The sequence below is a fragment of the Rhizobium sp. NXC24 genome, assembly GCF_002944315.1.
In the GTDB taxonomy this organism is placed as follows: Bacteria; Pseudomonadota; Alphaproteobacteria; order Rhizobiales; family Rhizobiaceae; genus Rhizobium.
Map to the genome: position 1 here is coordinate 3,456,147 of NZ_CP024311.1, position 13,992 is coordinate 3,470,138.

Below are 13,992 nucleotides of genomic sequence, written 5' to 3' on the forward strand. Positions count from 1 at the left end.
GCCCTCACCCCGGCGGGAGAAGGCAGAGCCCCTCAAGCCTTCCCCGCTTCCCAGCCCAACATAGCCCGCTTGCGCGTCAGGCCCCAATGATAGCCGGTGAGATCGCCGTTCTTGCCGAGCGCGCGGTGACAGGGAACGACGAAAGAAACGGGGTTGCGGCCGACGGCGGCGCCGACCGCGCGCATCGCCGTCGGCTGGCCGATGTCTTTGGCGATATCGGAATAGGTAACTGCCCGGCCCATCGGGATCTTCAACAGGCTTTCCCAGACCCGCACCTGGAAATCCGTGCCGATCAGCACGACGCGCAGCGGCTGTTCGCTCGACCATTTCGATGGCTCGAAAATCCGCGCCGCATAAGGCATGGTCGCCTGCAGGTCCTCGGCATATTGCGCATTCGGCCAACGGCAGGTCATATCCTCCAGGCAAGCCTTCTCGTCGCCGGAATCGCTAAAGGCAAGGCCGGCAAGACCGCGGTCTGTGACCATGATCAGCGCCAAGCCGAAGGGCGAGATATGGAACCCGTAGCGGATGATAAGCCCGCCGCCCTTCGCCTTCCATTCGCCGGGTGACATCGCCTCATGCGTGACGAAGAGATCGTGCAGCCGGCTTGGCCCGGAAAGCCCCACTTCGAACGAGGTTTCCAGCAAGGGCAGGTCTTCCTCGCGCAGCAGCCGCTTGGCATGGTCGAGCGTCACGGCCTGCAGGAAAGCCTTGGGCGACAGTCCGGCCCAACGGGTAAAGGTCTTCTGCAATTGAGTGGGCGATTGTCCGAGTCGTTCGGCGATCGTTTCCAATGACGGCTGATCGCGATAGTCCTCGGTGATGAGCTCGATCACCCGGCGGACGGTGTCGTAGTCCGGCCCTTCCGGGGTGATGTCTGTCTTCAACTGTGCGATAGCATTCATAATCTTTCTCCTTAAAAAGGAGAACACCACGAAGAGAAGGGTAAAACCACCCGTTTCTTGCCTGGATGCCTATATCCGCTGCGTCACCGTGGCGAGGGCGCGTTTGAAAGCCTTCGCAAAGCTCTCCCGGTCCTCCGGATTGAGAAAAGAGCCGACATCGGTGTGATGGCTTCGATCGCGGACATGCATCGAGACAACACCGATTTCACTGTGCCGGCGGACAAGGAAACGTGTCCAGAACGGATTGAAACGGTGTTCGACCATGCGGCCCGAGGGCGAGAATTTGCGGATCGAAACGTCGGTGCGCGACACCGTCACCTCCTCCCGCACCCTGCCAGAGCGGTAATTCAGCCAGAAGGCGCCATAGAGCAGGGTGAAATCCGCCCCGAAGAAGACGCCGATAGGCCATGCGCCGCGGATGACGAACAAGATGCCATAGATCAGGCAGAACGCTCCCGCCAGAGTCACCATCACCTTGAATCCCCGTCGCCCCAGGGAGCGGTGAGGAAACAATTCGGCGGCGAAGACCGGCTTGTTGCTATCGATGTCAGTATCGGCGTTGCGTTCGGTCATAGGACTTGAGTATAGGTCGTTCATGGCAAACCCCAAGACCAAATCCAGCGCGCAAACCATGAAAAAGTCAAATGCGGCCGCAAGCCGCAAGCCGGCTTTTAAAAGCCCCTATTCCAAGGCAAATCTGGACGAGATCTTTCGTCGTTTCTCCATCCAGCGGCCTGAGCCGAAGGGGGAACTGGAGCATGTCAATCCCTTCACGCTGGTGGTTGCCGTGGCGCTGTCGGCGCAGGCAACCGATGTCGGCGTCAACAAGGCGACCCGCGCTCTCTTTGCCGTCGCCGATACGCCACAGAAGATGCTCGATCTCGGCGAAGATCGCATCCGCGACTACATCAAGACGATCGGCCTCTACCGCAACAAGGCGAAGAACGTCGTGGCATTGTCGGAGAAATTGATCCGGGATTTCGACGGCGAGGTGCCGCAGACGCGCGAAGAGCTGATGACGCTGCCCGGCGTCGGCCGCAAGACCGCCAATGTCGTGCTCTCCATGGCCTTCGGCCAGGCAACGCTCGCCGTCGACACCCATATTTTCCGCATCGCCAATCGCCTGCGGCTTGCGCCTGGCAAGACGCCGGACGAGGTCGAACAGCGGCTGATGAAGGTAATCCCTGACAAATACCTCTACCACGCGCATCACTGGCTGATCCTGCACGGGCGCTATGTCTGCAAAGCGCGCAAGCCGGAATGCGAACGCTGCGTCATCGCCGATCTCTGTCGCTCGCCGGAAAAGACCTGGGACATCCCAGCGCCATTAGTAGAGCTACCGCCGCAACTGGTCGGCGCCGCCGATTAGAGCTGCAATCGTCCTATATCTGCAATTTTCAGCCGCGACGAGCCGCTTCCTTCTGGGAAAGAAGCTTGTGCAAGTGCACCATCATCCCCGCGGCAAACAGCGGCGTCAAAAGGTTGACCAGGGGAATGGCGAGGAAGGCGGCGATCACCAGACCGGCAAGGAAAACGGTGAAGGCATATTTGCTGCGAAACCGTCGTGCCTCTTCCGGCGGCCGGAAGCGCATGGCGGCAAATTCGAAGAACTCCCGGCCAAGCAAATAGCCGTTGACCAGGAAGAAGGCGACGAGATTGACGCCGGGAATGAAAAGCAGAAGCAGCGCGATGATGTTGCCCACGACAACGATGCCGAGGAATTTCAGCGAACTCTTCATCGCCGGCACAAATGGCAGCGCTTTTCCCGGCGCATCGGCCGGATAATCCCTCTTCTCCACCACCTCAGCGACATCGTCGAGAAAGAGCCCTGCGATCAGTGCCGTAACCGGTGAGATCAGCAACGCCAAGCCTAGCGCCAAAACAAGGCCCGCCAGAACGGCGAGAAGAAAGGTGAGCCAGCTCGTCCAATCCGGTACGGGCGGCATGACGCTTTGTAACCACGGCAATACGAAGGCGATGAAGCTGCTGCGCAGCGCAAACCAGAGAGCGATAAGCGCCAGCAATGTGAGCCCGAGGACTTTCCAAAAAACCTTGCGCGTCTCGGCTGCAAAGAGATTGGCGACGGAAAGACGCGCGGCATGGATGATCATTCGTCCGATATCCCGTTAGTCGTGGCCGGATATGTAAGTAGTAATTGCAGATATATCAATATATTCCCGCCGGCCGCGTAATAACCCTCACCCATTTGAATTGTTGTAATCAAGTACGCACTAATATATTGTGGGTTTCATATGAAAAACAACAACCTAACATGATTAGCGGTCATCCAAAATCTGCAAGCACTCCGATTGTTTCCGCATTCGGCGCGATCACGCTTAGGATAGACCGTCAGCGAGGCGCAACATTTGGAAGACCTTGGCCAGAAGCTTAGACAATATATCAAAACAGGCACTCCCGCCGAGCGTCGAATCGCCAAGTATTTCTCCGAACACTTGAACGAGTTGCCCTTTGAAACCGCCTCTTCCGTCGCCGACAGGCTGGAATTGAGCCCGATGACTGTCGGGCGTTTTCTGCGGTCGCTCGGCTATCAGGGCCTGGATGGCATCAAGGTGCACCTGCGGGAAAATGTGACCCCGGTGACGCTGCAACTGCCGAACGTTCTGGAACAGTTGCAGAAGGACGCCAACGAGGGACGCCCGATTGCCGGCCAGATCGCCGAGCAGGTCGAGATGCTGCAGCATATCTACAATCTCACCAGCCAGCCGCACTGGCTGGATGCGGTCGCGACGATCCTGTCGTCCAGCGAGGTTTTCGTCACCGCGCATCTTAGTCTCGCAAGTCTCGGGCGCCATCTCTGCGACCGTCTCGCATTCGCACGCGATCATGTGCAGTTCCTCGACGGCTCCAATGGCAGCTATATCGAGCTGCTCGGCCATCAGTCGAACGACGCATTGGTGGTGATCGTCGATTCGCCTCGCTTCGTCGCCTCGCGGTTGCTTGCGCGCTCCGCCCGCCGCTCTGGCTACAAGGTGCTGCTGATCACCAGCCAATATACCGAATGGGCGCATGAATTCGCCAATATGACGCTGTCACTGCCGCCGCTGCGCGCCGGCAACCACGAAAACCTGTCGGCAATGATGGCGCTGTTGGAATTCCTGGCCGTTGCCGTCATTCATGCGGCCGGCGAAGAGGCGGAGAGCCGCATCCACAGGATCGAAGAGCTGGAAGGCATGTTTGCCCACGCGCCCCTTCGATAATGGTCGACAAGCGATGGCTTGGACGCCAGAAAGTCCTTCCGGCGTTTTTTATTCCATGGACTCCAGCTCGGCGCGATGGCGATACATCGCGAGAAAGCGCCGATAATCGCGATCATAAAGCGTCTTCTTGCCCTTGTCCGGCATGCGCTCGTGACCGCCGGGATACATGGCCGCGCCGGCCGTTGCGAGGCTGTCGTAAAGACCGCAGGAGACGGAAGCGGCGATCGCCGTTCCCAAGAGCACCGCCTCGTTCATCTTCGGCACGACCACCTTGCAGCCGGTGATGTCGGAATAAAGTTCCATCAGAACCGCATTCTTCACGTGGCCGCCGGCGACATGCAGCGTATCCGGCACGTACCCGTAGTCATGCATTTTCTCGAGGATATGGCGGAGACCGAGCGCGACGCCGACGCAGGTGCGCCAATAGAGGCGGCAGAGGCCGTCGAAGGATGCATCCAGCGTCAGGCCGCTGACGACGCCGACCGCATGCGGATCGGCAAGCGGCGAGCGGTTGCCGTGAAAATCCGGAAGCACATGGATGCGCTCGCCAAAGGCATCGCCCTCGACGGCGCGAAGCTCCGCGATGCGCCTCACGATACGGTCGTGCAGCGCCGCCGTCGGTTCGCCGCCGGCCGCATGCATGCCGACGATATGATCGAGCAGCGCACCGGTCGCCGATTGCCCGGCTTCGACCAGCCAGGTGTCCGGAAACACGGCTTCGTAATAGGGGCCCCACATGCCGGTGCTGCGCTTGCGTTCGCGCGAGAAAGAGACGATGCAACTCGACGTTCCGGCAATCAGCGCCAATTGGTGTTCCAGCGCGTTGAGGTCGCCGGCATGGCCGCCGAGCGTGCCGAGCGCGCCCGCATAGGCATCGATCATGCCGGCGCCGACATGACATTCTCGGTCGAGCCCCAAAGCCTCCGCCGCTTGCGCTGTCAGCGTGCCGACGCTTTCCCCAACCGGAGTTGTCTCTTCCGGCAGGTTGCCGCGTTCGCGCAGATCGCCAAGACCGATCACATTGAGGAAATCCGTCTGCCAGCCGGGTTCGCGGTGCGCGAGATAATTCCATTTCGCCGTCAGCGTGCAGCGCGAGCGCGCAAGCGAACCAGTGGCCTTCCAGGTCATGAAATCGGCGAGGTCGAAGAAATACCCGGCCCTTGCCCAGCTCTGCGGCAGATTTTGCTTCAGCCACATCAGCTTCGGCATCTCCATTTCCGGCGACATGAAGTGACCGGTATGTTCGAGAACCTGATGCTTGGTCGCCGTGCAGAAATCCGCTTCGGCAAGCGCCCGGTGATCGAGCCAGACGATGGTGTCGAACCGGTCCTCGCCCCCGGTCGAGATCGTGAGCGGCTGGCCATCCGCGTCGCGCACCACCAGCGAACAGGTGGCATCGAAGCCGATGGCGCCGATGACGGAGATATCGACGCCGGAGGCCGCAACGGCGGCGCGCACCGCTGTGCAGACAGCGGCCCAGATGTTTTCAGAATCGTGCTCGGCGTGATTTTCACGCGGGCGGTTCATGATGATCGGATGTTCGCCCTTACCCAGCAGAGCACCGCGGGATGTGAACACGCCGGCGCGCGCGCTGCCAGTGCCGATATCGACCGCAACCACATGATCACGCATTCAGTATGGGCCCCGTCCATTTATGGCTTATTGCGGACAAGGTGTATCAAATCCGACATTGCGTCAAACACGACTTCTGGGGAAAGCCGCTCCAGTTCTGCCCGGTAACTCGGCGAATGAGCATGCGAGCCGCCGATGAAAGCGAACACCGTCATGCCGGCCGCCCTCGCTGCCGTGATCCCGGCCGGACTGTCTTCGATGACGATACAGTCCTGCGGCGCGACCTGCATCTGCTTGGCGGCATAGAGGAAGAGATCGGGTGCCGGCTTGCCGCGCTTGACCATGCTGGCGCTGAAAATATTCGGCTCCAGCCGCTCCAGCAGGCCGGTAACGCCGAGCGACAACCGGATGCGCTCTATCTGGCTGGAAGAGGCGACGCAACGCGGAACGGTCAGCGCGTCCAGCGTCTCGGCAATGCCGCCGATGGGCTTCAGTTCGTTCCGGAAGCGTTCATAAAGGTCATTGCGGATACGATCGAGAAAATCCTGATCGATGAAGACGTCGAACTCCGTCTCCAGCGTATCGACGAGCGTGGCGAGGCTCTTGCCGAGAAAGCGGCTGTAGATGTCCTCCTCGCTCATATCGACGCCGACATCACGCATAGCCTGGAGGAGCACGCTGACGGACAGCGGTTCACTGTCGACGAGCACACCATCGCAGTCGAAGATTACGAGTCCCTTCTCCGCACCAGTCATCGCAGATCCAACCCGAACCCTGTTGAGCCGCGCCTCTTCAAACGCAGGCCTGGCCATAAAAATTCGGCCGGGACTTGGACGCCCCGGCCGATAGACAGTTATTCCGCGAGTTTGTTATCGAGGTATAGCTGCAGGGTAACGCGGGTCCCCTTTTCCCACAGCGTTTTTAATGCATGGGCAAAGCGCTTGCGGAAAAGATCCGATTTGGCGACGTCGCCGAAAATATCATCGAAGACGAGGAAGGCGCCCGGGTCGTCCTTGGCCTTCAGCGCGGCGGCATGTAGCCGGTCGGCGCTGGCATCGTTGAAAACGATGTCCTTGCCGCTGTCGGTGGTGCCGGCGAAATAGCGGCACCACAGCGCCGAAACCAGCGCCAGGCCCACGACATCCTCTTTGCGGCGCAAACGATCGGCCGTCGACGGCAGGATGAACTTCGGCTGCCGGTTCGAACCGTCCTGTGCCAAGCGCGGAATGGTGTCGGCAATCTTCGGATTGGAGAAGCGCCGCTCGATCAGCTTGAAATAATCGGCAAGCACCGTGTTCGGCACCGGCGGGATGACGGGAATGATCTCTTCGTTCTCGAGCTTGGCGAGGTAAGCGCGGATCAAGGGCTCTTCCATGGCCTCGTGCACGAAATGTACGTCCATCAGCGCCGCCGGATAGGCGATTGCCGCATGGCCGCCGTTCAGGATGCGGATTTTCATATGCTCGTAGGGCGTAACATCCGGCACGAAAGTAACGCCGACCTTTTCCAGCGCCGGACGGCCTGCCGGAAAATTGTCCTCCAGCACCCACTGCTTGAACTCTTCGCAATAGACCGGCCAGTTGTCCTCGATATCGAAGAATTCCTTGAGCAGATCGATCTCGCGTGCGCCGGTTGCGGGCGTAATGCGGTCGACCATGCCGTTCGGGAAGGCGACGTTGGCGGCGATCCAGTCGGCAAAAGCGGGATCCGAAAGCTTCGCCGTGCCGACGACGGCGGCTTTGGTGACACCGCCATTGTGGGGAATGTTGTCGCAGGACATGACGGTAAAGGGTTGCAGACCGGCGGCACGGCGGGCCTTGAGGCCGGCGACGATCAGGCCGAACACCGTCTTCGGCGCATCCGCATTCTGACCGTCGGCAACGATGGCCGGATGGGCGGGATTGAACTTGCCGGATGCGTCGATGAAATAGCCGCCTTCGGTGATCGTCATCGAGACGATGCGGATCGAAGGATCGGCAAGCTTGGCGATGATGACCGCAGCGTCGCCGACCGGCAGAATGTCGATCATCGGCGCGGTTACGCGCGCAGCGGTGCGATTATTGTCCTGTTCGACCACCGTCGTCAGGAAATTCTGAGCCGCGAGCTTCTCGCGCATGGCGGCGTCCGAAGGCAGGACGCCGGCGCCGATGATCGCCCAATCGTGGTTCTGGCCGACATTGAAAAGGTCGTCGAGGTAGACCGCCTGATGGGCGCGATGGAAATTGCCCACGCCGAAATGAACGATGCCCGCCGACAGCGACTTTGGATCATAGGCCGGGATGGCAGCCGTTGCAGCCGCCTCCTGAAGGGTTGCGAGCGATAATTTGCACGTCATGTCTCAAGTCCTTCTGAAAGGTCTTCTGCTCCGGATGGATTGGGAATGCCTTATCCGGCTAGGATGGCCTGGGCCCATCTGATGTGGCCCAGGTCTAATAGTATTCGCCATGCCGCGTGAGGCCGGACATGGCGAGGGCGCGCGATTTAGATCGACTGCCCCCTATCGTTGAACCGGTGGATGCGGGATTTGTCGGGAGTCAGATAAACGGTATCGCCGGCGCGTGCCGGGAAATCGCCGGTTCCGCGGGCCGTGATGGTGCCGATGCCATCGGCATCGATATGCAGGAAGGTGTCGGAGCCGAGATGTTCGGCGACGTTCACCCTGCCCTGCCAGTCCCCCTCGGTGGTCGACAGCAGTACGTGTTCCGGACGGACGCCGATCGTGTGGGCGCCGAGGTTCTGGGCATAGGCGCCCGTGACGAAGTTCATCTTCGGCGAGCCGATGAAGCCGGCAACGAAGATGTTCTGCGGGTTACGATAGAGCTCGAGCGGCGAACCGACCTGTTCGACATTGCCGCGGTTCAGGACGACGATCTTGTCGGCCATGGTCATGGCCTCCACCTGATCGTGGGTCACGTAGATCATTGTCGTCTTGAGCTGATTGTGCAGTTCGCTGATTTCGAGGCGCATGTTGACGCGCAATGCCGCATCGAGGTTCGACAAGGGCTCGTCGAACAGAAAGGCTGCGGGCTGACGTACGATGGCACGGCCGATGGCGACGCGCTGGCGCTGGCCACCTGAGAGCTGGCGCGGCTTGCGTTCCAGATAGTCCGTCAGGTTCAGAACACGTGCCGCATCCGCCACTTTCTTGTCGATCTCCGCCTGTGCCAGGTTCGCCATCTTGAGCGGAAAGGCGATATTCTTGCGAACGCTCATGTGCGGATAGAGCGCGTAGGATTGGAACACCATGGCGAGGCCGCGCTGGGCCGGCGCCAGATTGGTGCCGTCCTTGCCGTCGATCATAATCTGGCCGCTTGAGACATCCTCGAGGCCGGCGATCAGACGCAGCAGCGTAGACTTGCCGCAACCGGAGGGACCGACGAACACGACGAACTCGCCGTTATTGATTTCGAGGTCGATGGAAGGGATGACCTTGGCTTCGCCGAAGACCTTAGAAACCTTCTTAAGGACAATGCTACCCATGTTTCTCTTCCTTACTTAACCGCGCCAAAGGTGAGGCCGCGAACGAGTTGTTTTTGCGAAAACCAGCCGAGGATCAGGATTGGGGCGATCGCCATGGTCGATGCCGCCGAAAGTTTGGCGTAGAACAAGCCTTCCGGGCTGGAATAGGAGGCGATGAAGGTGCTGAGCGGCGCCGCGTCCACGGCGGAGAGATTCAGCGTCCAGAAGGCCTCGTTCCATGCGAGGATGATGTTGAGAAGCATCGTCGAGGCAAGGCCCGGGATCGCCATCGGCGTCAGCACATAGATGATCTCCTTGGCCAGCGACGCGCCGTCCATGCGGGCCGCTTCGAGGATCTCGCCGGGGATTTCCTTGAAGTAGGTATAGAGCATCCACACGATGATCGGCAGGTTGATCAGCATCAGTACGACGACCATGCCGAGACGGCTGGCGAACTGATTGTTGAGCAGACCGAATGCCTGGAACAGCAAATAGATCGGGATGAAGGCGCCGACGGGCGGCATCATCTTGGTGGACAGCATCCACATCAGCACGTCCTTGGTGCGCTTGGTCGGCGAAAAGGCCATGGCCCAGGCCGCCGGAACGGCGACGATCAGACCAAGGATCGTCGAACCGAAGGCGATGAGCACCGAGTTGCCGAAGTGGAGGAAATAGTTCGAGCGCGATTGCACCTCGAAATAATTCTCCAGCGTCCAATGGAAGAAGAGGAATTGCGGAGGCGAGGCGATGGCGTCGCCCTCCGTCTTGAAGCTCGTCAGGAACGTCCAGAGGATCGGGAAGAAGATCAGGATCGCGACCACCCAGGCGGCGACGGATACGACCACCTTATGTTTGGTTGAGACAGTACGAGCCATCTTAAGCCTCCAGATTCTTGCCGACTGCGCGCATCAGGAAGATCGCGACGATATTGGCGAGGATGACGGCAATGATGCCGCCCGCCGACGCGCCGCCGACGTCTTGCTGCAGAACGAGCTGCGAATAGACCAGGTAAGTGAGGTTGGTCGTTGCCGTGCCCGGGCCGCCATTGGTGGTGACCAGGATTTCGGCGAAGGCCGAAAGCAGGAAGATCGTCTCGATGAGAATGACGACCGTGATCGCACGCGCCAGATGCGGCAGGATGATGTAGATGAACTTCGACACCGCGCCGGCACCATCCATTTCGGCGGCTTCCTTCTGCTCTTCGTCGAGCGACTGCAAAGCAGTCAGCAGGATGAGCGTTGCGAAGGGCAACCACTGCCAGGCAACGATGATGATGATCGAAAACAGCGGAATCGTCTCCAGCCAGGTCAGCGGATCGAGCCCGACGAGCTTGAAAAGATACGCCAGAAGCCCGTTCACCGGGTTCATGAACATATGTTTCCAAATAAGGGCGGCGACCGTCGGCATGACGAAGAAGGGCGCGAGCACCAGCATGCGCACGATGCCTTGGCCGAAGATCGGCTGATCGAGAAGGAGCGCGAGAGCGATGCCGCCGACCACCGTGATGATCAACGCGCCGACCACGAGCAGGATCGTTACCAGCAGCGAATTCCAGAAGGCCGGATCGGTGACGAAATATTCGTAATTCAAGAACCCGATGAAGTCATGCGCACCGGGAGACATGAGATTGTAGTTCAGCGTCGAGAAATAGATCGTCATGACCAGGGGGACGATCATCCACGCGAAGAGAAGCAAAACCGAGGGCGCCATCATGACGCGTGCGGTAGAACGGGTGTGTAGCGTTGCCATGGCAAGTACCGACCTATCTTTTAGCAGGGAGAGTGGCCGCGGACCGGCTAAAATAAAAGAGGCCGCCGAAGAGCAATTCGGGCACTCGGCGACCTAAGGGAGGAGAGCGCTACGAGCCGCTCTCCTCCATACCCTTGGGAGGTTTCTTATTTCGGATAACCAGCCTTGGTCATTTCACGGCTGGTCAGTTGCTGTGCGGCCTTGAGCGCCTGATCGACGGGGATCTGACCTGCAAGGGCAGCAGAGAACTGCTGGCCGACGGCGGTGCCGATACCCTGGAACTCAGGAATAGCGACAAACTGGACGCCGACATACGGGACCGGCTTGACGGTCGGGTGGGCCGGATCAGCCGCATTGATCGAGTCCAGCGTCATCTTCGCAAAAGGTGCTGCCTTCTGATAGTCCGCATTCGCATAGAGCGAGGCACGGGTACCGGGAGGTGCATTCAGCCAGCCTTCCTTCTGGGCAACGAGGTTGGTGTAATCCTTGCTGGTTGCCCAGGAGATGAACTTCTCGGCAGCTTCGGTCTTCTTCGAAGAGGCAGGGACCGCCAAGCTCCATGCCCAGAGCCAGTTGCCGCGCTTGCCGAGGCCCTTGTCCGGCGCCAGAGCGAAGCCAACCTTGTCGGCAACCTTCGATTGCTTCGGGTCGGCAACGAACGAAGCTGCGACGGTCGCATCGATCCACATACCGCACTTGCCGGTCTGGAACAGCGAGAGGTTTTCGTTGAAGCCGTTGGACGAAGCGCCCGGAGGGCCAGCGTCCTTCATCAGCTTGACGTAGAAGTCCAGCGTGTCCTTCCATTCCGGCTGATCGAACTGTGCCTTCCATTTCTCGTCGAACCAGCGAGCGCCGAACGAGTTCGACATCGCCGTCAGGAATGCCATGTTTTCGCCCCAGCCGGCCTTGCCGCGAAGGCAGATGCCGTAGACTTCATGGTCCTTGTCGGTAATCTTGCGGGCTGCGTCGGCTATGAAATCCCAAGTCGGCGCATCCGGCATCTTCAAGCCGGCCTTGTCGAACAGGTCCTTGCGGTACATCACCATCGAGCTTTCACCGTAGAACGGCGCAGCATAGAGCTTCCCGTCTACCGTCAGGCCGCTGCGGATAGCCGGGAGAAGGTCATCCACGTCGTAGTTCTTGTCGGCAGCAAGCTTATCGAGCGGCGCGAGCCAGCCGAGCTTGCTCCAGATCGGCACTTCGTAGGTGCCGATCGTCAGCACGTCGTATTGGCCGCCCTTGGTAGCGATGTCCGTCGTAACCTTCTGGCGCAATACGTTTTCTTCGAGCGTGACCCACTGCAGGTCAATGTCGGGGTTTTTGGCTTTGAAATCGTCCGTAAGCTTCTGCATACGAACCATATCGCCATTGTTCACGGTGGCGATCGTGAGGGTTTCGGCGGACGCCATTCCAGCAAACATCAGTGCGGAGCATGCGCTCAGCAGGAAAGTTTTCAATTTCATATCTTCCTCCCAGAAGATCAAATTTGAGCATTCGCTTTGCTCGTGAGCAATTACTCACCTGTTGCGACAAAATGTCAATGCGAATTCATTGCTGCATTGCCGAACAAGCAGCTCATCCATTTGATTTTATGTGGTTATTTTTTGCTCAGGCTTTGAGCAGAAACTCAGCAACCGCTTCATCGGTGATCAAACCATTGATCTGATGGCCGGTAACGGCCGCTTTGATGGCTTCGAACTTCCGTTTGCCCTTGGCTATTCCGATGACGGAAGAGGCTTCGCGCGGCGGAAGCGGTGCGCTGGCCACCCGGTCGTTGATGGCATCTGACATCAACTTGCCGTCGCCATCGAATACCCAGCCGCAGATTTCGCCGGCCGCTCCGCGCTTCATCAGCGCCAGCATCTCGTCCTTCTCGAGAAAGCCGTCGAGACAGAGCGGCGCCTCGATGCCCATCTCGCCGACGCCGACGAAAGTCACATCGGCCTGCGCGCTGATATCGAGCGTCGAGCGCACCAGCGCCTGCGCATGCAGAAGCTCGCGCTCCTCGGCCGAGGAGACCAGCACGGGCAGCGGCATGGGATAGTGCCGCGCCTTGATCGCATCGGCCATGCTGAAGATAACGTTGTAATAGGCGGCCGAGCCATCCGGACCGATATTGCCGGTCAGCGATACGACCCGGTGCTGCGGGCATTCCATGACCGGCAGCTGGTCGACCGCGGCCTTCAGCGTGCGGCCGGTGCCGATCGCCAGCACGATCGGATCGCTGCGCTTCAGCCAGCGCTCGATCTCGGCAGCACCCGCTTCGGCGATACCGACCGTGGAGGATGTCCCGTCGGGATCGCTCGGCACCACTTCGACATGCCTCAGCTTGAATTTTTCCCGCAGCGCCACCGCATATTCGAGGCAGGCGGCAATCGGATGGTCCAGCCGCACCTTGATCAGCCTTTCGGCGACCGCGAGCGACACCAGCCGCTGTGCCGATTGCCGGGAGATTCCCATGGCGATGGCGATCTCGTCCTGCGTCCGCCCGGCAACGTAATACAGCCAGCCGGCTCGCGCCGCATCGTCAAGCCGCCCCTGGGAATCCAACTTCCTGACCATCACATTCCTCTGCGAAAGCAGCACCCTTTACCCGATATGGCAGCAGCGCGGTACGTTACTCAGTTTCCGGCGGAATGACGCCCTTGGTCAAGGTGAAACAACCATAGAACCGGCGCTCGCCGGTCTGGATCACGCAGTAAGCAGTTTTTGTCCGCTCATAGAAGGCGAAACGCTCGACCGGCGTCAGAGGCCAGTGCTTGCCTTCGGCGCGATCGATCGCCGCCTGCACTTCCTTCTGAACCTGCGGTACTTCATCGGCCGCGCCGACCACTTCCATGCGCGTCGCCGCGTCGGTGATGAACGTATCGAGCGGCATCAGCGACAGCACCGCCGCGACGGCTTCGGCGGCCGATACATTGTCGATTCGCAGAAGCTGCCCCAGCCTGGTCTGACGCGCGATTGCATCGGCCGGAAAATTCGTGTCGACGATCGCGAGCATGTCGCCATGCCCCATCGATTTCAACGCATGCAGCACATCCGCATTCAACAGCGGCGAAATTCCCTTCAGCATGAACGGCTCTCCTCAG

The 13,992-nt window shown here is 59.7% G+C and carries 14 protein-coding genes; 2 read left to right on the top strand and 12 right to left on the bottom strand.

The features are described from left to right. Positions 1–32: 32 nt before the first annotated feature. Together NXC24_RS16985 and NXC24_RS16990 are read right to left on the bottom strand one after the other, a co-directional pair. Positions 33–905 (bottom strand): bifunctional helix-turn-helix domain-containing protein/methylated-DNA--[protein]-cysteine S-methyltransferase, encoded by an 873-nt coding sequence (locus NXC24_RS16985; RefSeq protein ID WP_104824365.1) that lies wholly within the window; start codon positions 903–905, stop codon positions 33–35. A gap of 69 nt (positions 906–974) precedes the next feature. Beyond that, entirely contained in the window at positions 975–1,478 is a 504-nt protein-coding gene (locus NXC24_RS16990; protein WP_104824366.1) for a DUF2244 domain-containing protein, read from the bottom strand. Between NXC24_RS16990 and nth the strand changes: the two genes are divergently transcribed. Further along, on the top strand, positions 1,477–2,274 hold the full coding sequence (nth, locus tag NXC24_RS16995; protein WP_104825217.1) for an endonuclease III: 798 nt from the start codon (positions 1,477–1,479) through the stop codon (positions 2,272–2,274). The genes NXC24_RS16990 and nth overlap by 2 nt on opposite strands. 28 nt (positions 2,275–2,302) lie before the next feature. Here nth and NXC24_RS17000 read toward each other — a convergent pair whose 3' ends face one another. Next, positions 2,303–3,016: a sulfate transporter family protein gene (locus NXC24_RS17000; RefSeq protein ID WP_104824367.1), complete on the bottom strand. Its 714-nt coding sequence runs from the start codon at positions 3,014–3,016 to the stop codon at positions 2,303–2,305. Between the two features lie 255 nt (positions 3,017–3,271). Here NXC24_RS17000 and NXC24_RS17005 point away from each other — a divergent pair, with 255 nt between their 5' ends. Next, on the top strand, positions 3,272–4,123 hold the full coding sequence (locus NXC24_RS17005) for a MurR/RpiR family transcriptional regulator (protein ID WP_104824368.1): 852 nt from the start codon (positions 3,272–3,274) through the stop codon (positions 4,121–4,123). Positions 4,124–4,171: 48 nt separating this feature from the next. On the opposite strand, the gene NXC24_RS17010 is transcribed toward NXC24_RS17005, so the two are convergent. The 9 genes from NXC24_RS17010 to NXC24_RS17050 form a co-directional block, all read right to left on the bottom strand. Next, positions 4,172–5,755 carry an FGGY-family carbohydrate kinase gene (locus NXC24_RS17010; protein ID WP_104824369.1) on the bottom strand — a complete coding sequence of 528 codons (1,584 nt, stop codon included), beginning with the start codon at positions 5,753–5,755 and terminating at the stop codon, positions 4,172–4,174. Positions 5,756–5,775: 20 nt separating this feature from the next. Next, positions 5,776–6,450: an HAD family hydrolase gene (locus tag NXC24_RS17015; RefSeq protein WP_104824370.1), complete on the bottom strand. Its 675-nt coding sequence runs from the start codon at positions 6,448–6,450 to the stop codon at positions 5,776–5,778. A 98-nt stretch (positions 6,451–6,548) separates the two neighbouring features. Further along, positions 6,549–8,030 carry a mannitol dehydrogenase family protein gene (locus tag NXC24_RS17020; RefSeq protein WP_104824371.1) on the bottom strand — a complete coding sequence of 494 codons (1,482 nt, stop codon included), beginning with the start codon at positions 8,028–8,030 and terminating at the stop codon, positions 6,549–6,551. 146 nt (positions 8,031–8,176) lie between these two features. Then, a complete protein-coding gene (locus NXC24_RS17025; RefSeq protein ID WP_104824372.1) occupies positions 8,177–9,175 on the bottom strand; it encodes an ABC transporter ATP-binding protein in 999 nt (332 codons plus the stop codon). Between the two features lie 11 nt (positions 9,176–9,186). Next, on the bottom strand, positions 9,187–10,029 hold the full coding sequence (locus NXC24_RS17030; RefSeq protein ID WP_104824373.1) for a carbohydrate ABC transporter permease: 843 nt from the start codon (positions 10,027–10,029) through the stop codon (positions 9,187–9,189). A 1-nt stretch (position 10,030) separates the two neighbouring features. Further along, entirely contained in the window at positions 10,031–10,903 is an 873-nt protein-coding gene (locus NXC24_RS17035) for a sugar ABC transporter permease (protein WP_104824374.1), read from the bottom strand. Between the two features lie 146 nt (positions 10,904–11,049). After that, the gene (locus tag NXC24_RS17040) at positions 11,050–12,366 is read right to left on the bottom strand and encodes a sugar ABC transporter substrate-binding protein (RefSeq protein WP_104824375.1); all 1,317 of its coding nucleotides are present in this window, start codon (positions 12,364–12,366) and stop codon (positions 11,050–11,052) included. A gap of 145 nt (positions 12,367–12,511) precedes the next feature. Next, positions 12,512–13,465: a sugar-binding transcriptional regulator gene (locus NXC24_RS17045; RefSeq protein WP_104824376.1), complete on the bottom strand. Its 954-nt coding sequence runs from the start codon at positions 13,463–13,465 to the stop codon at positions 12,512–12,514. Positions 13,466–13,520: 55 nt separating this feature from the next. Next, on the bottom strand, positions 13,521–13,976 hold the full coding sequence (locus NXC24_RS17050) for an RbsD/FucU family protein (protein WP_104824377.1): 456 nt from the start codon (positions 13,974–13,976) through the stop codon (positions 13,521–13,523). Between the last annotated feature and the right edge of the window lie 16 nt (positions 13,977–13,992).